General features: G+C 61.6%; 18 protein-coding genes. 6 read left to right on the top strand and 12 right to left on the bottom strand.

The genetic code is table 11. The features are described 5' to 3' along the window. The 9 genes from ASC48_RS05195 to hemE all read right to left on the bottom strand — a co-directional run bounded on the left by ASC48_RS05195 (position 1) and on the right by hemE (position 10072). The gene (locus ASC48_RS05195) at positions 1–924 is read right to left on the bottom strand and encodes a ParB/RepB/Spo0J family partition protein (RefSeq protein WP_055454707.1); all 924 of its coding nucleotides are present in this window, start codon (positions 922–924) and stop codon (positions 1–3) included. 110 nt (positions 925–1034) lie between these two features. Further along, positions 1035–1859, bottom strand: a complete 825-nt coding sequence (locus tag ASC48_RS05190) for a ParA family protein (RefSeq protein WP_019964314.1) — start codon at positions 1857–1859, stop codon at positions 1035–1037. After that, a complete protein-coding gene (gene rsmG / locus ASC48_RS05185) occupies positions 1856–2542 on the bottom strand; it encodes a 16S rRNA (guanine(527)-N(7))-methyltransferase RsmG (protein WP_055454850.1) in 687 nt (228 codons plus the stop codon). The genes ASC48_RS05190 and rsmG overlap by 4 nt, the downstream gene beginning before the upstream one ends. 13 nt (positions 2543–2555) lie before the next feature. Continuing rightward, positions 2556–4436, bottom strand: a complete 1881-nt coding sequence (gene mnmG, locus ASC48_RS05180) for a tRNA uridine-5-carboxymethylaminomethyl(34) synthesis enzyme MnmG (protein ID WP_055454706.1) — start codon at positions 4434–4436, stop codon at positions 2556–2558. Between the two features lie 347 nt (positions 4437–4783). Continuing rightward, on the bottom strand, positions 4784–6136 hold the full coding sequence (gene mnmE, locus ASC48_RS05175) for a tRNA uridine-5-carboxymethylaminomethyl(34) synthesis GTPase MnmE (protein WP_055454705.1): 1353 nt from the start codon (positions 6134–6136) through the stop codon (positions 4784–4786). Positions 6137–6372: 236 nt separating this feature from the next. Further along, positions 6373–6948: a GNAT family N-acetyltransferase gene (locus tag ASC48_RS05170; protein ID WP_055454704.1), complete on the bottom strand. Its 576-nt coding sequence runs from the start codon at positions 6946–6948 to the stop codon at positions 6373–6375. A gap of 110 nt (positions 6949–7058) precedes the next feature. Continuing rightward, positions 7059–8324, bottom strand: coding sequence for a transcription termination factor Rho (rho, locus tag ASC48_RS05165; protein WP_055454703.1), 1266 nt, complete (start codon positions 8322–8324; stop codon positions 7059–7061). A gap of 280 nt (positions 8325–8604) precedes the next feature. Further along, positions 8605–9033, bottom strand: coding sequence for a protoporphyrinogen oxidase HemJ (gene hemJ, locus ASC48_RS05160; RefSeq protein ID WP_019964308.1), 429 nt, complete (start codon positions 9031–9033; stop codon positions 8605–8607). A gap of 10 nt (positions 9034–9043) precedes the next feature. Continuing rightward, a complete protein-coding gene (gene hemE / locus ASC48_RS05155; RefSeq protein WP_055454702.1) occupies positions 9044–10072 on the bottom strand; it encodes a uroporphyrinogen decarboxylase in 1029 nt (342 codons plus the stop codon). Positions 10073–10504: 432 nt separating this feature from the next. On the opposite strand from hemE, the gene ASC48_RS05150 reads away from it, so the two are divergent. The 5 genes from ASC48_RS05150 (at position 10505) to dnaQ (ending at position 14356) form a co-directional block, all read left to right on the top strand. After that, the gene (locus ASC48_RS05150; protein ID WP_072242529.1) at positions 10505–11383 is read left to right on the top strand and encodes a pyruvate, water dikinase regulatory protein; all 879 of its coding nucleotides are present in this window, start codon (positions 10505–10507) and stop codon (positions 11381–11383) included. A gap of 102 nt (positions 11384–11485) precedes the next feature. Then, positions 11486–12079: a Maf family protein gene (locus tag ASC48_RS05145; protein ID WP_055454701.1), complete on the top strand. Its 594-nt coding sequence runs from the start codon at positions 11486–11488 to the stop codon at positions 12077–12079. After that, positions 12076–12918 (top strand): shikimate dehydrogenase, encoded by an 843-nt coding sequence (locus ASC48_RS05140; RefSeq protein ID WP_208975536.1) that lies wholly within the window; start codon positions 12076–12078, stop codon positions 12916–12918. Before ASC48_RS05145 ends, ASC48_RS05140 begins: the two co-directional genes overlap by 4 nt. Further along, entirely contained in the window at positions 12915–13502 is a 588-nt protein-coding gene (gene coaE, locus ASC48_RS05135) for a dephospho-CoA kinase (RefSeq protein ID WP_055454700.1), read from the top strand. The genes ASC48_RS05140 and coaE overlap by 4 nt, the downstream gene beginning before the upstream one ends. Before the next feature lie 131 nt (positions 13503–13633). After that, complete coding sequence (gene dnaQ / locus ASC48_RS05130) at positions 13634–14356, top strand: DNA polymerase III subunit epsilon (protein WP_055454699.1); 723 nt, start codon at positions 13634–13636, stop codon at positions 14354–14356. 316 nt (positions 14357–14672) lie between these two features. On the opposite strand, the gene ASC48_RS05125 is transcribed toward dnaQ, so the two are convergent. Further along, complete coding sequence (locus ASC48_RS05125; RefSeq protein WP_055454698.1) at positions 14673–15659, bottom strand: 2-hydroxyacid dehydrogenase; 987 nt, start codon at positions 15657–15659, stop codon at positions 14673–14675. Between the two features lie 269 nt (positions 15660–15928). Here ASC48_RS05125 and ASC48_RS05120 point away from each other — a divergent pair, with 269 nt between their 5' ends. After that, on the top strand, positions 15929–16483 hold the full coding sequence (locus ASC48_RS05120) for an SH3 domain-containing protein (protein WP_055454697.1): 555 nt from the start codon (positions 15929–15931) through the stop codon (positions 16481–16483). 385 nt (positions 16484–16868) lie between these two features. Here ASC48_RS05120 and ASC48_RS05115 read toward each other — a convergent pair whose 3' ends face one another. Then, positions 16869–17921, bottom strand: a complete 1053-nt coding sequence (locus tag ASC48_RS05115; RefSeq protein ID WP_055454696.1) for a 4-oxalomesaconate tautomerase — start codon at positions 17919–17921, stop codon at positions 16869–16871. Continuing rightward, positions 17914–18585, bottom strand: a complete 672-nt coding sequence (locus ASC48_RS05110; protein ID WP_055454695.1) for a 4-carboxy-4-hydroxy-2-oxoadipate aldolase/oxaloacetate decarboxylase — start codon at positions 18583–18585, stop codon at positions 17914–17916. The genes ASC48_RS05115 and ASC48_RS05110 overlap by 8 nt, the downstream gene beginning before the upstream one ends.

Genomic DNA, 18585 nt, shown 5'->3' with positions numbered 1-18585 from the left:
TTAACGTGTCTCGATGCCCAGCCTGCGGCACAGCTCATCCAGCTGCTCCAGCGAGGCATATTTGATCTTCAGCTCGCCCGCATCCTTGCCCGGCTTGTGGCCGATGGCGACCTTGAGGCCCAGCGTATCGGTCAGCCGCTTTTCAAGGGCGCGGGTGTCTGCGTCCTTTTCGGCCCGGGTCACCGGATCCTTGGGACCAGAGAGTTTGGAGAGGATTTCCGGGTCTTGAGCCAGCTTCTCCGCTTCGCGTACGGACAGGCCCTTCTCCACGATCAGCTCCGCCAGCGCCGAAGGATCCTCCAGCGTGATCAGCGCCCGGGCATGGCCGGCAGTGATCAGGCCTTCGGACAGATAATCCTTCACCGCATTCGGCAGCTTCAGCAGGCGCAGGGTGTTGGCCACGTGGCTGCGGCTCTTGCCGATGAGCTTGGCAAGTTCGCCCTGGCTGTAGTTGAATTCGGCCGTCAGCTGCTCATAGCCGAGCGCTTCTTCGATCGGGTTAAGATCCGCGCGCTGCACGTTCTCGATGATCGCCAGTTCCAGCGCTTCCTGATCGGTGATGTCGCGGATGATCACCGGCACTTCATGCAGGCCTGCGCGCTGCGCCGCCCGCCAGCGGCGTTCACCGGCGATGATCTCGAAATGGTTCGGCTTGCCTGCTGCCGGGCGCACGAGGATCGGCTGGATGATGCCCTTCTCCCGGATGGAGTCGGTCAGTTCCGTCAGATCCTTCTCCACGAAGGTCTTGCGCGGGTTGCGCGGGTTCGGCTCCAGAAACTCGACCGGCACCTTGCGCGAATCCCGCGGCGGCGCCTTGTCCGCGCTCTGTGCCGCCGGTTCTGCAGCCGTGGTAATGCCCGCATCACCGATCAGGGCTGCCAGCCCGCGTCCCAGCCGCTTGTTGCGTCCGCCTTCTTCCGCCATTGGTCTTCTCCGCTTGCGCGTCACATCATACGAATGAAAGAACGCGGGCCCTGCCCTCACAGGGGCTTTGCTCCGCGTTCCATGAAACTTTCAAGCCTGTGCCGTCAGCCTCAGGCTGCCACTTTCCGCAGCTCCCGCTCGCGCTGAATGATCTCGGACGCCAGCCGCAGATAGGCCTGGCTGCCTGCGCATTTCAGATCATAAAGCAGCGCTGGCTTGCCATAGGACGGGGCTTCCGAGATACGCACGTTGCGCGGGATGATGGTCTCATAGACCGCATCCCCCATCGTCTCGCGCACATCGGCCACCACCTGGCTGGAGAGGTTGTTGCGGCTGTCATACATGGTCAGGACGATGCCATGGATGGTCAGCTCGTTGTTCAGCGCATTGCGCACCTGCTCAACCGTGGAGAGAAGCTGCGACAGACCTTCCAGCGCGAAGAACTCGCACTGCAGCGGCACCAGAATGGAATGCGACGCCGACAGGGCATTGATCGTCAGCAGGTTCAGCGACGGCGGGCAGTCCACCAGCACATAGGTGAACTTCAGCTCCGCAAACAGCGCCGACGTTGCAAACCGCTCGATGGCCTTGCGCAGACGGTAGGCCCGATCGGCGCTGGAGGCGATTTCCAGCTCGAGGCCGAGAAGGTCCATGGTGGACGGTGCGACCCAGAGGCGCGGCACGGCGGTTTCCTTCACCGCTTCTTCCAGCGAGCAATCGCCGCAGAGCACGTCATAGGTCGAGAGATTCCGGTCGCGCCGGTCAATGCCAAGACCGGTGGAAGCGTTACCCTGCGGATCGAGATCGATCACCAGAACGCGTTCACCAATAGCGGCCAGCGCGGTGCCGAGGTTGATGGCAGTGGTGGTCTTGCCCACACCGCCCTTCTGATTGGCCAAAGCCAGCACGCGCGGCAATTCAGGAAGCCTGCTCATCCGTGGGATCCTTCCTTGATAGAACCGGCCTCGTTGGATCGGGGCGACACGCTGGAGAGGGTCAGCATGCGGCTCTCGGGATCAATGAGACTGATCCGTTCTACCAGATCAAAACTCCAGGCGTGAGACGCTTCATCAATCTCCCGCTGAAAATCGCGCCCTTTGTGGAAAACAGCCACAGCTCCCTCCGCGAGGAAGGGATGGGAATAGTCCAGAAGCTCGGCCAGAGAAGCCAGCGCCCGGGCGGAAACTGCATCCACCTTGCCATGGGGCCATTGTTGCGCCACCGATTCGATCCGCTCCGGCATCACCGTGCCTTTCGAACCGGTCTCGCGCAGTGCCGTGCGCAGGAAGGCTGCCTTGCGCTGATTGCTCTCGACGAAATAGACATGGGCCTCCGGCACCTCGGCCAGGAGGATGGCCGTGACGATGCCCGGAAAGCCTGCCCCGCTGCCGAGGTCCACCCAACGCCTTGCCTCCGGCCGGCACAGATGCGGCTGCAGACTGTCCGCCACGTGCCGCCGCCAGATCTCCGGAATGGTCGAAGGCGCAATCAGATTCTGGGCCGGCTGCCAGCGCAGCACAAGATCCACATAGATCTTCAGCCTCTCCTCAGTTTCACGTGAAACAGAAACAAACTCTTGCAGGATCTGAGGGCCATCCCTCAGGTTCTTCACAGCCATATCCACAGGCCCCTCAGGCGGCGCCGCGGCGTTCATGCCGCTTCACTTGAGACAGAAGCAGTGTCAGCGCGGCAGGCGTCATGCCATCCATGCGCGCCGCCTGCCCCATTGTTCCGGGCCGCACCAGTTCCAGCTTCTGCCGCACTTCATTAGACAGACCGGCGAGCGCGGAGAAATCAAAGTCCTCCGGAATGGCCAGCGCCTCATCCCGGCGCAGGGCAGCAATGTCGGAAGCCTGCCGGTCGAGATAGACCGAGTAGAGCGCGTCCGTCGCCACCTGTTCGGCAATGGCGGGTTCGACACCTGCCAGCTCCGGCCACACGCCGAAGAGCCGGTCAATGGTCATGTCCGGATAGGCCAGCAGATCGAAGGCACTGCGCCGCACCCCATCCTGATTGACCGGCAAGCCATGTTTTGCCGCTTGCGACGGGGTTACGGTCAGACCCTGCATCAGCTCGCGGGCCGCCTCAAGCTTACCGAGCTTTGCATCAAAGACCTCACGCCGGTCACTGCCGATGCAGCCCAGATCCAGACCGGCCGGCGTCAGCCGCTGGTCCGCATTGTCGGCACGCAGGGACAAACGGTATTCCGCCCGCGAGGTGAACATGCGGTAGGGCTCCGTGATGCCGCGGGTGACGAGATCATCGACCATTACGCCGATATAGCCCTGCCCCCGGTCCACCACGAAATCGCGCGAGCCGCCCGATGCCACAAGCGCGGCATTGAGACCGGCGAGCAAGCCCTGCGCCCCCGCCTCTTCATAGCCGGTGGTGCCATTGATCTGACCGGCCAGGAACAGCCCCTTGCAGCGCTTGGCTTCCAGCGTCGTCTTCAGCTCGCGCGGGTCCACATGGTCATATTCTATGGCATAACCGGTCTGCAGCACCTCGACCTTTTCCAGACCGGGGATGCTGCGCAGGAAGGCATGCTGGGCATCTTCCGGCAGCGAGGTGGAAATGCCGTTCGGATAGATCGTGTGATCATCCAGCCCCTCCGGCTCCAGAAAAATCTGATGCCCATCCCGGTCACCGAAACGGACGATCTTGTCCTCGATGGACGGACAGTAGCGCGGCCCCCTGCCCTTGATCTCGCCAGAATACATGGCCGAGCGGTGAAGGTTCTCGCGGATGATGCGATGCGTCTCTTCCGTGGTGCGGGTGATATGGCACGGCACCTGCGGCGTGGTGATCGCCGTTGTCAGCGTCGAGAACGGCACCGGCTCGTCATCACCCGGCTGCTCTTCCAGCCGCGCCCAGTCAATGGTACGGCCATCGAGGCGGGCGGGCGTCCCTGTCTTCAGGCGGCCGAGTGCAAAGCCGAGGGCTTCCAGCGAAGCGGAAAGACCCATCGCGGGCTGCTCGCCCACCCGGCCCGCCGGGATCTTGCGGTCACCGATATGAATGAGCCCGCGCAGGAAGGTGCCGGTCGTCAGCACCACCGCACCACAAACGATCCGGCGGCCATCCGCCAGTGTCACTGCCGAGACACGGCCATCCGCAGTCTCTAGGCCATGCGCCTCACCTTCGACGACGGTCAGGTTCGGCATCACCCGGATCTCTTCCTGCATCGCCGCCCGGTAGAGCTTACGGTCTGCCTGAGCCCGGGGACCACGCACCGCAGGCCCCTTGCGCCGGTTCAGCAGCCGGAACTGGATCCCTGCCCTGTCGGCAACCCGGCCCATCAGACCATCCAGCGCGTCAATCTCGCGGACGAGATGCCCCTTACCGAGACCACCAATCGCCGGGTTACAGGACATGACACCGATGGTTTCGAACTTGTGCGTCACCAGGGCCGTGCGCGCACCCATGCGCGCCGCAGCCGCAACTGCCTCACAGCCCGCATGCCCGCCACCGATCACCACCACATCAAAGGTCAGAGACTGATCCATCGCCATTCAAATCCCGATCCCGGACGGGCACATGACTGCACCCGCCAGCGCCGATCACCAGACAAGAGAAAATCACAGCCAGCACCCGAGACCCCTCACAAGGAACCACCAGAAAACAGACCGGCCAAACTGACTTCCTTATACGGAAATCACCTGTCAGGGGTCAAAGCCATTTCACGTGAATCACGCAGGCGAGACCGGAACGGATTCACGTGAAACATTCATCACGCCTCAGATATGATTCACGTGAAACACCCTCAAGACACATTCCGGAGGAGAGATGATTCACGTGAAACAGGCAGATCCATTCTTCGAAACCGGAGCCGAACCAGATTCACGTGAAACACCTCGCCTCACTTGCCGATGCAGAATTCCCGGAAAATCACATCCAGAAGATCTTCCACATCGATCCGGCCGGTGATCCGCCCCAGCGCATCAGCGGCCCGGCGCAGGTCTTCCGCCCGGAGCTCAGCCGGAAGATGATCCCGGCTCACCGCATCCTGCAGGGCACCTAGGCAATCAGTGAGATAATGACGGTGCCGTTCGCGGGTCGCGAGTGCCACCTCACCGCTTCCGAACATATCAGAAGCAAAACGTCCAAGGGCCTTAAAAAGGTTATCAAGACCGGTGCCTTTGGTAACAGATACAGGAAAATACAGCATCGTTCCGGAAAAGTTTCGTTTCGTAGGAGTCTCAAGATCTGCCTTGGTGGAGATGATCCAGACCGGAACCGATTCAGTGCGGATTGCCTCCGGCAGCCCTTGCCCTTCATCCTCCGGCAGAGGACCACCCGGCTCCACCGCCCAGAGGATCAGGTCTGCCGCCCGGCCCTTCTCCATCGCCCGGCGGATGCCTTCCTGCTCCACCCGCCCTGCCCCGCTGCGCAGGCCGGCCGTGTCGGCAAGCGTCACGGGATACCCATCAAGGTCGAGATGCACCTCGATGACGTCCCGTGTCGTGCCGGCCTCTTCGGTGACGATGGCCACTTCCCGTCCGGCTATGGCATTCAGGAGGCTCGACTTGCCGGCATTCGGCGCCCCCATCAGCACCACCAGCAGACCATCGCGCAGCCGCTCGCCGGAACGGGACCGATTCAAATGATCTGCCACTTCGCGCTTCAGAATGGCAGCTTCACCCCAGACCGTGTCTGCCACACTGCCAGGCACGTCCTCTTCATCGGCAAAATCGAAGTCTGCCTCGATCATCGCCCGCATGTGGACGAGCCGCTTACGCCAGCCCTCATAGAGCCGCCCCAGCGCCCCATCCATCTGCCGGAACGCCTGCCGCCGCTGTGCCTCGGTCTCGGCAGCGATGAGATCGGCCAGGCCCTCCACTTCGGTAAGATCCAGCCTGCCCTTCTCGAAGGCCCGGCGGGTGAACTCACCGGGTTCGGCAGGCCGCATGCCGGGCAGGTCCCCTAGCGACTTAAGAACAGCTGCCACCACTGCGCGGCCCCCATGGCACTGAAGCTCGACAACGTCCTCACCGGTGAAGCTGGCCGGACCGGGAAAGGTCAGCACCAGCGCCTGATCCAGCGGCTCCTGTGTCTGCGGATCCCGCAGCACCCTCAGAGCTGCCTGACGCGGCTGCGGCATGGAGCTGCACAGAGAGCCAAGAGCATCAAAGGCTGACGGCCCGCTCAAGCGGATCACGGCGACGCCGGAAGGAAGCGTACCGCTGGAAAGGGCAAAGATTGTGTCCTGCATGAGAGAAGCCTTGGCAGCTGAAAATCCATGCCAAGGCCCATACCTGCTTCGCCCTTCCCTGCAAAGGGGGAACCACCCAATCAATCCGCATCCGATTCAAATGAGCAGGATCAAATGTACCTCATCCCTCAATCGTCATCCCAGGCTTGGGCCGGGACGGTGACGATGGGGTCGATGACCTTCAATACGGACCCGATTCATTTTCTCCCCGCATCCGCCGGGGTGTTTCACGTGAATCAACGTGAAACATGTTCCGCTCCAAAAGCCTTCCAGTTCTCCCGAGAAAGCCGGTAGAGCACATGCGGCCTAAGGGGATGGTCCTCTGGTACGGACGGATGATCGAAGTCATCTGCCGGATCATGGCTCATGCCCAGCCGCTGCATCACCTTGCGCGATGGCGTGTTCGTCACGGTGGTGAAGGCCACGATCTCGTTCAGCTGAAGCGTTTCAAATCCGAATCGAAGCCAGCTTCCCGCTGCCTCGCTGGCATAGCCCTGCCCCCATGCGTGCCGGGCCAGACGCCAGCCGATCTCGACACAGGGCGTGAACGGCACTGGCTCTGGAAACACAGGACGCGACAGTCCGACCATGCCGACGAGGGTCCCATCCGCCTTGCATTCCACCGGCCGGAAGCAGAAGCCGTCCGCGGCTTCTTTCTCCCTCGCACGGGCGATCAGGGCTGCGGTCTCCTCAAGGGTCAGCGGTTTCAAGAAATAGCGCATGACCTGCGGGTCGCCGCAGAGCGCGGCAAAGGGTTCAAGATCTTCATCCCGCCAGGGCCGCAACACCAGCCGTTCCGTTTCGATGATCATAGCTGTTCTCCTACCCGAAACTGATTGATACGAAACCGAATCCATAGGCTCAAACAAAAACCCCCGGCCGTTGCCTGCCGGGGGTTTGAATGAACCGTATCCGAATCGGATCAGGTGTTCATGCTGTCGAAGAAATCATCGTTCGACTTGGTCTGTTTCAGCTTGTCGAGCAGGAACTCAACCGCATCGACTGTGCCCATCGGGTTGAGAATGCGGCGCAGGACGAAGGTCTTCTTGAGACGCTCCGGCGGCACCAGCAGCTCTTCCTTGCGGGTGCCGGACCTCTGGATGTCGATCGCCGGATAAACGCGCTTGTCGGAGATCTTGCGGTCCAGGATGATTTCGGAGTTACCCGTGCCCTTGAACTCTTCGAAGATCACTTCGTCCATGCGGCTGCCGGTGTCAATCAGCGCGGTGGCAATGATGGTGAGCGAACCACCCTCTTCGATGTTACGCGCGGCGCCGAAGAAGCGCTTCGGGCGCTGCAGGGCGTTGGCGTCCACACCACCGGTCAGCACCTTGCCGGAGGACGGCACGACGGTGTTGTAGGCACGGCCAAGGCGGGTGATGGAGTCGAGAAGAATGACCACATCGCGGCCATGCTCCACCAGGCGCTTGGCCTTCTCGATGACCATTTCGGCCACCTGCACGTGGCGGGCGGCCGGCTCGTCGAAGGTGGAGGACACCACTTCACCCTTCACGGTGCGCTGCATGTCCGTCACTTCTTCGGGACGCTCATCGATCAAGAGAACGATGAGATAGCATTCGGGGTGGTTCGTGGTGATGGACTTGGCAATGTTCTGCAGGAACACCGTCTTGCCGGTGCGCGGCGGCGCGGTGATCAGGGCGCGCTGGCCCTTGCCGAGCGGTGCCACCAGATCGATGATGCGGGAAGACAGATCCTTGGTCGCTGCGTCGGCGACTTCCATCTTGAAGCGCTCATCGGGATAGAGCGGCGTCAGATTGTCGAAATGCACCTTATGGCGGGTCTTTTCCGGATCTTCAAAATTGATCGTATTGACCTTGAGAAGCGCAAAATAGCGCTCACCCTCTTTCGGGCTGCGGATCTGGCCTTCGACCGTATCGCCGGTGCGAAGCGAGAAACGCCGGATCTGCGAGGGGGAAACATAAATGTCGTCGGGGCCCGGCAGGTAATTTGCGTCGGGCGAACGGAGAAAGCCGAAGCCGTCCTGGAGTACTTCAACAACACCTTCGCCGATGATCTCAACATCCTGGGCTGCAAGCCGCTTGAGGATGGCGAACATCAGCTCCTGCTTGCGCATTGTGCTGGCGTTCTCGACTTCGAGCTCTTCGGCGAAGGCCAGCAGCTCGGTGGGTGTCTTCTCTTTGAGGTCTTTGAGTTTCATTTCCCGCATCAATAGGGATCAATCTCTGTTGGAGGGTGGGTATGTGAAAAGATGCTTCTGATTCTGGAATGGGAAAACGGAAACAGAAGTGGAGACTGTCACGGAAGACCGGTCGAGGGGATAACCGGCTTTGCTTCGGCAGTGGTGTATCCGGGATTTGAGCCTCGGCGCACCTTACGTGAAGTTGACGCGGACCATAACTCTTAAAACGAAACCCCGCAAGAGCCTTTTGCTCTCGCGGGGCCGGTCAAATCGATTGTATCCGCTGCGTCAGAACGGCGCAGACATGTCAGAATGGCTTACCAATCACAAGAATGACGATAAGGATCATCAGAACCGTCGGCACTTCATTGAGGATCCGGTAGAACTTCGCAGGCTTTGTGTTTTCGTCACGTGCGAATACCTTCACCCGTCCTGCCAGATACCCATGGGCACCGCTCATCAGCAGAACCAGCGTCAGCTTCGCATGGAACCAGCCGTCCCTGAAGGCATTGATTTCATAGGCAAGCCACAGTCCGAAGATCCAGGATGCGATCATCGCCGGGTTGATGATTGCCTTCAGCAGCCGGCGTTCCATCACCTTGAAGGTCTCCGACTGGGCCGATCCCGGTTCGGCGCTGCAGTGATAGACGAAGAGCCGCGGCAGATAGAGCATCCCGGCCATCCAGGCGATGATCGAGATGACATGCAGCGACTTGAGCCAGAGATAGAGATCCATTTTATCCTCCTCAGCCCTGACGGACGCGTTCGACCATACGCGCCACATGCGCCGGATCGGTTTCAGGTGTTACGCCATGGCCGAGATTGAAGATCAGCGGCCCCTGCCCCAGCACCTTCAGAACGTGGGTGATGCCGTCATCAAGAGCGGCCCCGCCGGCCACGAGCCGCATCGGATCCAGATTGCCCTGCACCGGAACCTTTTTCTGGATCGCCTGAGCCACATGAACGGGTGCGGTCCAGTCCAGACCCACCGCATCCACGCCCGTGCCGGCCACATATGCCTCCAGACGGGCCGAAGAGGCCTTCGGGAAGCCGATGATGCGGGCGCCGGGGCGGGCACCCTTCACACCCTCGACGATCGCTCTGGTAGGCTCAATAGACCACCTGCGGAAGCCTTCCTCATCCAGAACCCCGGCCCAGGTGTCAAAAATCTGGACTGCATCGGCGCCTGCATCGAGCTGGCGGATCAGATAACGGATCGAGGCGGTCACCAGCTGATCGATGAACCGCTGCATCAGGGCCGGATTGCGGTAGGCACCCACACGCGCTGCCGTCTGGTCCTGTGTCGTATGTCCGGCGACCGAATAGCAGGCAACGGTCCATGGGGCACCGCAGAAACCAAGGAGCGTTGTCTCCTCAGGGAGCTCGCGGCGCAGCCGCGTTACAGTCTCGATCACCGGATCGAGATGCTTGTCTGCCCGTGACTGGTCCAGCTTATCAAGGATCGCTTTGCTCAAGGGCTCAAGCACAGGACCACGTCCTTCTTCAAAGCGTACCGGATAGCCGATGGCATCGGGAACGACGAAGATGTCCGAGAACAGGATCGATGCATCAAAGCCATAGCGGCGGATCGGCTGAAGTGTGACTTCGGTTGCCAGATCCGGATTGTAGCAGAAATCGAGGAAGTTCTTCGCCTTCGCCCTGACCTCCCGGTACTCCGGGAGATAGCGTCCAGCCTGCCGCATCATCCAGATGGGGGGCGGCCACAGGCGTTCGCCTGCGAGCACCCTCATGACGGCACGGTCGGATGACTTCATGGATTTGTCCTTTATCCCAGGCAGGCCCCTATAAAGGGAGTCTCTGATTGATTTGAATCTGTTTCTTATTCTTGTGAGTGGATTACCGGGATCATTCGTTGTCCACAATCGGTTCAGGTCATTTTCGCGCCGGGAGAAAACGCCGCAGTTTCTGGACAACAGATTTTATTAAAATTGTACGGAACCTGTTACCTGAATGAAATCAGAGGCATGGCCATTTTTTAAGGATCTCTTAAGGAATTGGGCATGAGTGGATAACCTGCCGGCAACGAGTCAGTCCATGTTAATCCACATGTGCGGGAAACCGTTTCGGCGCCGGTTGCCGGAAATTTACGCTCTGTTAAGAAGACAAAGCCTGCGGGCATAAATTTTGGCCTCCAGGGGCCACAAGGGTGATTTGTCCCCGCCCGTCAACAGCGGTGAGGTTTTGTTGTGGGAAAGTCGACACATTACTTTCACCTCCATCTCGTGTCCGATTCGACCGGCGAAACGCTGATGACGGTCGCCCGGGCGGCGACGGTCCAGTATGACGATGTGCAGTCTATCGAGCATCTCTATCCGCTGGTGCGCAGCCACAAACAGCTGGACCGGGTGACGGCTCAGATCGAGTCCGCTCCGGGGATTGTGCTCTATACTCTCGTCGATCCGGAGATTTCCGGCCGTCTGGAACGGTTCTGCCGCGAGATCGGGGTGCCCTTCGTCAACATCCTCGACCCGGTCTTTGCCGTCTTCCAGGCCTATCTTAATGTGCCGCTGACCCGGCGGATCGGCGGCCAGCACGCGCTGGATGCGGAATATTTCAAGCGGATCGACGCGCTGAACTACACCATGATGCATGACGACGGGCAGATCGCCGGAAAGCTGGAAGAGGCCGATATCGTTCTTGTCGGCATTTCGCGCACTTCCAAGACACCCACCTGCATCTATCTCGCCAACCGTGGAATCAAATGCGCCAACGTGCCGATTGTTCCCGGCATTCCCCTGCCGGACCAGCTTCTCGGCCTCCGCTATCCGCTGGTCGTCGGCCTCATCGCTTCGCCCGAGCGGATCCAGCAGATCCGCCAGAACCGGGTGTTGTCCCTGAATGCCGACGGTTACGGTGACACCTATGTGGACCGGCGGGAGATTGCCCGCGAGATTGCCGCGACCCGCCGGCTTTGCGTCGAACAGGGCTGGCCCTTGATTGATGTGACGCGCCGCTCCATTGAAGAGACTGCAGCCGAGATCATGGAGCTGTTCCGGGACCATCGTCAGACAGCCCGGGAAGCGGCGGCTTCTAGCCTCAGCCTGGGTCAATCAGAGCCTGACTGAGACTGGTTTCTTTGTTTTCGTTTGTCTTTTCGGGAAAACCGGTGCCCACTTCTCCCTGACAAACTCCAAGATCAAGACGGAAAGCCTGGAGGAATTCCCCATATGACCCTTGTTCTGGCCAGCGGCAGCAGCATCCGCGCGACGCTTCTGCGCAATGCAGGGCTTGATTTTGCCGTCGATCCGGCCGGCGTGGACGAGCGCGAGATCGAGCGCCCGCTGCTGGAAGCCGGTGCCGAACCGCAGGAAATCGCCCTTGTTCTCGGCAAGGCCAAGGCGCTGGATGTGGCGCTGCGCCGCCCCGGTGATCTGGTGATCGGCGCCGATCAGGTGCTGGGGCTCGGCTCCACCCGCTTCACCAAGCCCGCTGATCTTGCCGCCGCCCGCGCCCAGCTGGCGCTGCTCGCCGGCAAGACGCATGAGCTGCATTCGTCCGTGGTTGTGGCGAAAGGCGGCGAGGTGCTCTGGAGCCATATTTCCACCGCCTGCCTGCAGATGCGCGTCTTGAGCGATACGGAGCTTGATGCCTATCTGGCGATGGCCGGGTCTGCGGCCCTGTCGAGCGTCGGCTGCTATCAGCTGGAAGGCCTTGGTATCCGTCTGTTCGACCGGATCGAGGGCGATTATTTCACTATTCTCGGGCTGCCGCTGCTGCCCCTTCTTGGATTCCTGCGGGAGAAGGGAGAAATTCACCCATGACTGCCATCCGCCGCGCCGCCATCACCGGCTGGCCCGTCACCCATTCCCGTTCGCCCCTCGTTCACAGCTACTGGCTGAAGAAGCACGGGCTTGAGGGAGAATATATCCGGGTGGGCGTCGAGCCTGAGAGAGCTGAAGCCTTCTACCGGGATCTTGCCGCCGCTGGCCTCACCGGCGCCAATGTCACCGTGCCGCACAAGGAGCTGGTAGCCGGGCTTTGCGATTGGCTGGACCCGGCTGCCGAGGCCATGGGCGCCGTCAACACGCTCTGGCTGGAAGATGGCCGCCTGATGGGCGCCAACACCGACGGGCTCGGGTTCCTGGGCAATCTCGACCAGTGGGCCCCGGGCTGGGACAAGGCCGGCGGCACGGCCGTGGTTCTGGGCGCGGGCGGCGCGGCCCGTGCGGTCATCTGGGCGCTGCTGTCGCGAGGCTTCACACAAGTTCATGTTGTCAACAGAACCGAGGAAAAGGCCAGCATTCTTGCTGGTCATTTCGGATCCGCTGTTGTGGCTCATGGGTGGGACAAGCTGGGGACAGTGCTTGGACAAGCTTCTGTCCTCGTCAACACCACATCACTGGGCATGACCGGCAAGCCGCCGCTGGAAATCGATCTTGCCCCCCTGCCCGGCAAGGCGCTGGTGACGGATGCGGTTTATTCGCCGCTGCGGACGGATCTGCTGAAGGCTGCGGCGCAACGCGGCAATCCCACAGTGGATGGCCTCGGCATGCTGCTGCATCAGGCGGTCTATGGCTTCGAGCGCTGGTTCGGCATCCGGCCGGAGGTGGATGCGGAGCTGCGCAGCCTCATACTCAAGGATCTGGGTGTCACGGAATGATCCGTCTCGGCCTCACCGGGTCCATCGCCATGGGTAAGTCGGCCACCGCGAAGATGTTCGCCGAGGCCGGCGTGCCGGTGCATGACGCTGATGCCGCCGTGCATGCGCTCTACGCCGGGCGCGCCGTGCCGCTGATCGAGGCCGCCTTTCCCGGCACCACGGCAGAGGGCAAGGTGGACCGCACACGCCTTGGTGAGGCCGTGCTCGGCAAGCAGGAAGCCATTGCAAGACTGGAAGCCATCATTCATCCGCTGGTGCATGAGGCCGAAGCGAGTTTTCTTTCCAGGGCAAGGGCGGAAGGCCGCCGCATGGTGGTGCTGGATATTCCGCTGCTGTTCGAGACCGGCGGCGAAAGGCGGATGGATGCGGTGGTGGTCGTGTCTGCCCCCGCAGAGGTTCAACGTGAGCGGGCCCTCGCCCGCCCCGGCATGACGGTGCAGCGGCTCGATGCCATCCTCGCCCGCCAGATGCCGGATGCGGACAAACGCCGCCGGTCGCATTTCATCATTGAGACCGGTTCCGGCCTCGAACCGGCGCGCCGGGCGGTCCGTTCGGTCATCCGCGCGCTCTCCGGGAAAGCCTGAGCGAAAAAGCCTCAGGGCAAACGGCCAAGCGGCCGGGGAAAAGCCGAGGAAAGCCTTGCGCCCTGCCCCGTCCGTTCCCACACTCGTCCGGAATACTGGCGGATGCCGGTGCATCAGGATGACAGACAGCCATGCGCGAGATTGCCTTCGATACCGAAACCACGGGCCTTGACCCGCGAAGCGGCGACCGGCTGGTGGAAATCGGCGGTGTGGAACTGATCAATCATGTCGCCACAGGCCGTACCTTCCACGTCTACATCAACCCGGAGCGGGACGTGCCGGAGGGCGCCTTCGCCGTTCACGGCCTTTCTACCGAGTTCCTTTCGGACAAGCCGAAGTTTGCGGAAATCGCGGATGACTTTCTCGCCTTCGTTGGTGACGCCACGCTGGTGATCCACAACGCTTCGTTCGACATGGGTTTCATCAACATGGAGCTGGGGCGGCTCGGCCGCCCGCCGATCCCGCAGAGTCAGGTGCTTGATACGCTGGCTATGGCGCGGCGGAAGTTTTCCTCTGGCCCCTATTCGCTGGATGCGCTGTGCTCTCGTTTCGGCATCGACAATTCCCGCCGCACCAAGCACGGCGCGCTTCTCGACAGTGAGCTGCTGGCGGAAGTCTATCTGGAGCTGCTGGGCGGCCGCCAGACGGCGCTGGGGCTCATGGATGAGGCGGAACGCAAGTCCGGCAGTTCTGACGATACCTCCGGCGGCCCGCTGGTGGCAGCGCCTGCCCGCCCCCGGCCCCAGCCGCTGGCACCACGGCTGACAGAGGATGAAAAGGCCGCCCACGCGGCTTTCATCGCCAAGATGGGCGAGAGCGCCCTCTGGAAAAAATACGAGCCTGCGGGGGAATAAGGGGCTGGAGAGTTGTGCCTTGCGCAGGCGTCTCTCTTGTCTCTCCGTCATGCCATGACTTGATCATGGCATCCATGCCGTGACGCCAACGGCGAGTCAGACCTTTAAAAAATAAAGGTTTTCCTTCGCGCCGCATTTCATGTTTCTGTGCGTGTGCGGCAAGGGAATGGATGCCAGGGGCGAGCCATGGCATGAAGAAAGCTGATGGGCCCGTGTTCACTTTTCCCCTCAGCACTCCGGATACCGGCAACGAACCACCCAACAAAAAGGCCGGAGATCATCCCCTCCGGCCTCTTTTCAGATCCTCGACCGCTCCTCAGAGCATCGACGGCAGCACGCGGTCGGGCGGGCGGTGGCCGTCCATGAAGGTCTTGATGTTGATGATGACCTTCTCGCCCATTTCGATACGGCCCTCTATGGTGGCCGAACCCATATGCGGCAGCAGCAGCACGTTCGGCATCTGCGCCAGCTTCGGGTTCACGGCAGGCTCGTGCTCGAACACGTCGAGACCGGCACCGGCCAGATCGCCGGACTCCAGCTGGCGGATCAGCGCGGTCTCGTCGATCACCTCGCCACGGGCCGTGTTCACCACATAGGCGTCTTTTTTCATCAGCTTCAGGCGGCGGGCTGAAAGCAGATGGAAGGTGCCGGGGGTGTGCGGGCAGTGGACGGATACAACATCCATGCGCGCCAGCATCTGGTCGAGGCTGTCCCAGTAGGTCGCTTCCAGCGCATCCTCGATGTCCGAATGGAGGCGGCGGCGGTTGTGATAGTGGATCGACATGCCGAAGGCCTTGGCGCGGCGGGCAACGGCCTGGCCAATCCGGCCCATGCCGATGATGCCAAGGCGCTTGCCCCAGATGCGGCGGCCCATCATCCAGGTGGGCGACCAGCCGGTCCACTCACCTTTCTCCATCACCTTCATGCCTTCCGCGATCCGGCGCGGCACGGCAAGGATCAGCGCCATGGTCATGTCGGCGGTGTCTTCGGTCAGCACCCCCGGCGTGTTGGTGACGTTGATGCCGCGGTTGTTGGCGCTGACCACGTCGATGTTGTCGACGCCATTGCCGAAGTTGGCGATGAGCTTGAGGCTTGGCCCGGCCTGGGACAGAACGGCAGCGTCAATCCGGTCCGTCACGGTGGGCACCAGCACATCGGCCGTTCGCACGGCCTCCACGAGCTCCGCCTGCGTCATCGGCCGGTCGCTTTCGTTGAGGCGGGTTTCGAACAGCTCTCGCATCCGCGTCTCGACCACATCGGGAAGCTTGCGAGTCACGACAACCAAAGGCTTCTTCTTGCCCATGCCACTAGCCTTCTGCGTTGCGTTGAGGGTGCTTTAACCCTAACGGACCTAGGTTCTCACCATGCGGTATCCCCGCATGGCGGTTCGCTCCTGTTTTCCTTATCAGATGGCCTGCGAGAAACAAGGGGACCAGCCCTTCGGCCAGTATCGACCTTGGTCGGGTGCCGAAGGCCGCAGGCGGCATTTGAGGGACAAAACCGCACCGCTGCATCTGGCCACGGGGGGTGGCTTTCGCTAAAGGGAATGCAGAAGAGGTGAATGAGGACGGCATGACCCGGTTTGATCAAACCCTGTCTGGCACGATAGCCCGCAAACTCCGGCAGCTGGCCGCCGCTGCCGCGGCGCTGATGCTCGTTGCGCCGCAGGTTCTGGCGCAGACCGCCCAGACCGGCTCCACCGGCCTGCCGCTTCCCCGTTTCGTCAGCATCAAGTCTGACCGGGCCAATGTGCGCATGGGCCCCTCGCGCGAGCATGAGGTGGCCTGGACTTATGTTCAGGGCGGGCTGCCGGTGGAAATCACGCAGGAATTCGAGAACTGGCGCCGGGTGCGCGACTGGGAAGGCAAGGAAGGCTGGCTGTTCCACACCCTGCTCTCGTCGCGCCGGACGGCGCTCGTGACGCCCTGGGAGCAAAGCGAGAATACGCCGCTGTATGTGGAGCCGCGTCCGGAGGCGGCCATCAGGGCCTATCTGGCGCCCAAGGTGCTGACGGACATCAAGTCCTGCAATGGCACCTGGTGCCGCGTTCAAGGCCGTGGGTATGACGGCTGGGTGGAGCAGGTCAGGCTCTTCGGCGTCTATCCCAACGAGAAAATCAGCAACTGACCGGATGCAGCGCGTTCAGCAGCGCACATGACAAAGGGGCCGCGCGGGCCCCTTTGCTGTTTCACGAGACTGTTTCACGTGAATCGTGTGGCACGATTAGAGGTGCCTCGGTTGATCTGAACAGCCGGGGCAGCGTCTGCTGAAAGCCCTGGGCGGCGCCAGATCCCGGTATCCGGCTGAGGCACCGGACCGGCAGGCTGCACATGGAGTTCCCGTTCGCGGGCAGCCGGATGCTGCAGGGGCTGAGTGCTTCACGTTGCGACGCTGATGAAGCGCATGGGTTAATGCGGTGCATTATCGCAAGCCGAACACCTCGAAACCCGGATCAAGGCACAAGATTCATCCCCCATTTCTATGATCCTCGCGCTAAAAGTTGTCCTTCCGCCTATGCAAACACCCTGCCGCTGAAGAGCTTGCGGGCCGTCCGGATGTTTCCGGCACCACGGATCGTCCCGTTCTCGGCAATGTCGAGGAAGATCTCCATGTCGCCAGTCGGATGTTCGATGCGGTAGCGGCCGTCGGCAGGCGAATGGCAAAACTCGGCCGCCGGGCTTCCAGCAAGCCGCGTCGCTGTTGCTATGGTGATGGCGGCAAACACACCGACGGAGGCATGGACGCGATGCGGAATGAAGCTGCGCGTGGCGATGGCACCGCCTTGGTCTGGCGCGGAAACCAGCGTCATCTTCGGCACGGATGCCTTTTCGACGTCGCCGAGGTTCATCATCGGCCCGGCCTTCAGGCGGATGGCCTCGATCCGCTCCTTGATTTCGGTCATGGCCTCGAGCTCGTCACGTGCTTCCTTGCCGGACAGGCCAAAATCGGCGGCACGCATGATCACGCATGGCATGCCATTGTCGATCAGTGTGCAGTCGACGCCATCGATAACGTCTATCGTGTTACCGGTCGGCAGAAGTGAACCGCACATCGAGCCAGTAATATTGAGGAAGAGCAGTTGCACAGCCGCATGGGCACCGGGAACGCCAGCAATCCGGGTGCTGCCGGCATAGCTGACCTGACCGCCAGGTGTCTGGATGCGGGCAAGAGCGATCTCACCGCTGTTGACCATGTGGATGCGCACCTGCGTTTCGTCGCCGGCTGCCGGGACAAGGCCGAGTTCGATTGCGGCCGGGCCGACGCCGGCGAGGATATTGCCGCATGCCTGCGCATCACTGACGAGTGCCTGATCCACGAATACCTGCAGAAACAGATAGTCGACATCCGCGTCTGTGCGGCTTGGAGGCGACAGGATGGCGACCTTGGAGGTAAGAGGATCGCCGCCGCCGATGCCGTCGATCTGGCGAGGATCTGGCGAACCCATGATTTTGAGCAGAAGGCTGTTTCGCGCCTTGGAATCGGAGGGCAGATCCTGGGCGAGAAAATAGGCTCCCTTGGAAGTGCCGCCGCGCATCCACAGGCAGGGAATGCCGTCCTCATACATATTTCAGGCCCTTCCCGGCGAGCCGGGCGCGCATATCGTAGATATCGAGCCCAAGTTCGCCCGCGGCCAGCCGTTTACGCTTGGCGTCTTCTGCCGCCATCCGCGTTTCGGCAGCGGTGAGCACCGTGCCTGCCTCCTTGTGCGGGACGACGCAGACCCCGTCATCATCGGCGACGATGATGTCGCCCGGATTTACCTGCGCGCCGGCGCAGACGATCGGCACGTTGACCGAGCCGAGCGTTTCCTTCACCGTCCCCTGAGCCGAGATTGCCTTCGACCACACCGGGAAGCCCATCGACGTCAGGTCGCGAATATCACGCACACCAGCATCAATGACGAGGCCACGGCAGCCCCGGGCCATGGCCGAGGTCGCCAGCAGGTCGCCGAAATAGCCGTTATCGCACGGCGATGTCGGGGCCAGCACCAAAATGTCGCCTGCCTTCAGCTGCTCGATTGCCACGTGAACCATCCAGTTGTCGCCGGGAGGTGCGGAAATGGTGACGGCGGAACCGGCGATCTGTGCGCCGGAATAGATCGGCCGCATATAGCTTGCGAGCATGCCCTTACGGCCCTGCGCCTCATGAACGGTGGCAACGCCGGCTGCCGCGAGCCTTTCGATGATCGATTGATCGGCGCGAGCGATGTTCTGAACAACGACGGCCAT

Origin of the sequence: Pannonibacter indicus, assembly GCF_001418225.1 — a bacterium.
GTDB classification, from domain to species: domain Bacteria; phylum Pseudomonadota; class Alphaproteobacteria; order Rhizobiales; family Stappiaceae; genus Pannonibacter; species Pannonibacter indicus.
Note: the sequence above shows the minus strand (reverse complement) of the source record. Positions and strands in the feature narration are given on the sequence as shown.

Excerpts from the sequence above, each read along its gene's own strand:
- ASC48_RS05120 (WP_055454697.1), top strand. The coding sequence starts at position 15,929 with ATGACCCGGTTTGATCAAACCCTGTCTGGCACGATAGCCCGCAAACTC.
- rho (WP_055454703.1), bottom strand. The coding sequence starts at position 8,324 with ATGCGGGAAATGAAACTCAAAGACCTCAAAGAGAAGACACCCACCGAG.
- ASC48_RS05110 (WP_055454695.1), bottom strand. The coding sequence starts at position 18,585 with ATGGCCGTCGTTGTTCAGAACATCGCTCGCGCCGATCAATCGATCATC.
- mnmE (WP_055454705.1), bottom strand. The coding sequence starts at position 6,136 with ATGCAGGACACAATCTTTGCCCTTTCCAGCGGTACGCTTCCTTCCGGC.
- ASC48_RS05190 (WP_019964314.1), bottom strand. The coding sequence starts at position 1,859 with ATGAGCAGGCTTCCTGAATTGCCGCGCGTGCTGGCTTTGGCCAATCAG.
- hemE (WP_055454702.1), bottom strand. The coding sequence starts at position 10,072 with ATGAAGTCATCCGACCGTGCCGTCATGAGGGTGCTCGCAGGCGAACGC.
- coaE (WP_055454700.1), top strand. The coding sequence starts at position 12,915 with ATGATCCGTCTCGGCCTCACCGGGTCCATCGCCATGGGTAAGTCGGCC.
- mnmG (WP_055454706.1), bottom strand. The coding sequence starts at position 4,436 with ATGGCGATGGATCAGTCTCTGACCTTTGATGTGGTGGTGATCGGTGGC.
- ASC48_RS05140 (WP_208975536.1), top strand. The coding sequence starts at position 12,076 with ATGACTGCCATCCGCCGCGCCGCCATCACCGGCTGGCCCGTCACCCAT.
- ASC48_RS05170 (WP_055454704.1), bottom strand. The coding sequence starts at position 6,948 with ATGATCATCGAAACGGAACGGCTGGTGTTGCGGCCCTGGCGGGATGAA.
- ASC48_RS05195 (WP_055454707.1), bottom strand. The coding sequence starts at position 924 with ATGGCGGAAGAAGGCGGACGCAACAAGCGGCTGGGACGCGGGCTGGCA.
- ASC48_RS05115 (WP_055454696.1), bottom strand. The coding sequence starts at position 17,921 with ATGTATGAGGACGGCATTCCCTGCCTGTGGATGCGCGGCGGCACTTCC.
- hemJ (WP_019964308.1), bottom strand. The coding sequence starts at position 9,033 with ATGGATCTCTATCTCTGGCTCAAGTCGCTGCATGTCATCTCGATCATC.
- ASC48_RS05125 (WP_055454698.1), bottom strand. The coding sequence starts at position 15,659 with ATGGGCAAGAAGAAGCCTTTGGTTGTCGTGACTCGCAAGCTTCCCGAT.
- dnaQ (WP_055454699.1), top strand. The coding sequence starts at position 13,634 with ATGCGCGAGATTGCCTTCGATACCGAAACCACGGGCCTTGACCCGCGA.
- rsmG (WP_055454850.1), bottom strand. The coding sequence starts at position 2,542 with ATGGCTGTGAAGAACCTGAGGGATGGCCCTCAGATCCTGCAAGAGTTT.
- ASC48_RS05145 (WP_055454701.1), top strand. The coding sequence starts at position 11,486 with ATGACCCTTGTTCTGGCCAGCGGCAGCAGCATCCGCGCGACGCTTCTG.